Annotated in this window: 1 protein-coding gene and 1 pseudogene; both read right to left on the bottom strand. The window is 27.9% G+C overall.

Annotation, left to right across the window (positions count from 1 at the left end):
* Positions 1–15: 15 nt before the first annotated feature.
* A complete protein-coding gene (locus B0174_RS12010; protein WP_228156467.1) occupies positions 16–927 on the bottom strand; it encodes an IS3 family transposase in 912 nt (303 codons plus the stop codon).
* Positions 903–1,090, bottom strand: a pseudogene (locus B0174_RS12255) (hypothetical protein); the annotation flags it as partial. The pseudogene B0174_RS12255 and the gene B0174_RS12010, both read right to left, overlap by 25 nt.

Consider the following 1,090-nt stretch of genomic DNA (forward strand, 5'->3'; position numbering starts at 1 on the left):
CTTTTTTGCTAATCCCTAAGCCACCATTTCAGATTGTAACACTTTTTCTTTTTCTTGTTTTTCTTCAAATTTAACAGGTGATAAATTTCCTAAATAACTATGACTTCTAACTCTATTATAATAAAATTCTATATATTCAAATATCTCTTTTTTAGCTTGTTTTTTAGTATAAAAATACGTGTTATAAACTAATTCTTGTTTTAGCGATTTGAAGAAACTTTCAGCAACAGAATTATCCCAACAATTTCCTTTTCTTGACATACTTTGAACAATGTTATATTTTTCTAATAAATCTTTATGTGAGTAAGATGCATATTGGCTTCCTCTATCTGTGTGCCATAAAGGCCCAGAAGATGGCTTCCTATGAAGCATTGCCATATTTAAAGCATTATTTACTAAACTAACTTTCATTGTGTCATCCATACTCCAGCCAACTACTTTTCTTGAGTACAAGTCAATTACAGTTGCTAAGTAAAGCCATCCTTCACCTGTTGGAATATAAGTAATATCTCCAACATATTTTTCATTCGGATTTGATGCATAAAAATCTCTATTTAGAATATTTGGAGCTATTGGTAGATTGTGATTTGAATCTGTTGTATTTTTATATCTTCGTTTCATTTTAACTTTTAGTTTTAAATCTTTCATGATATTTGAAATTCGTTGTCTTGAAATTATTAATCCGTATAATTCTAAAAGTTTACTTTGAATTCTTCGTGTTCCATAGTTATGTCGCCCTTGAACAAAGATAATTTCAATTAATTTATTAAGTTTTTTATCTACTTTTTTAATTACACACCCAGATTTAATCCAGTGATAATAAGAAGATAAATTTACTTTTACGACTTTGCACATTAACTTAATACTAAAACTCTTTTTATGTTCAAAAATCCACGCATACCTTAAAGAGTTTCTTTTGCAAAGTATGCTGCTGCCTTTTTTAAAATATCTCGCTCTTGTTTTAGTATTTTATTTTCATGTCTTAGGCGTTTAAGTTCCTCTGATTCACTTTCTTTAGAAGATGATAAATTTATACTTTTTGTTGGAATTTTATGAGCTTTTTTATACATTGTAACCCAATGATATAATG

It is taken from the genome of Arcobacter caeni, assembly GCF_003063245.1.
GTDB lineage: Bacteria > Campylobacterota > Campylobacteria > Campylobacterales > Arcobacteraceae > Aliarcobacter > Aliarcobacter caeni.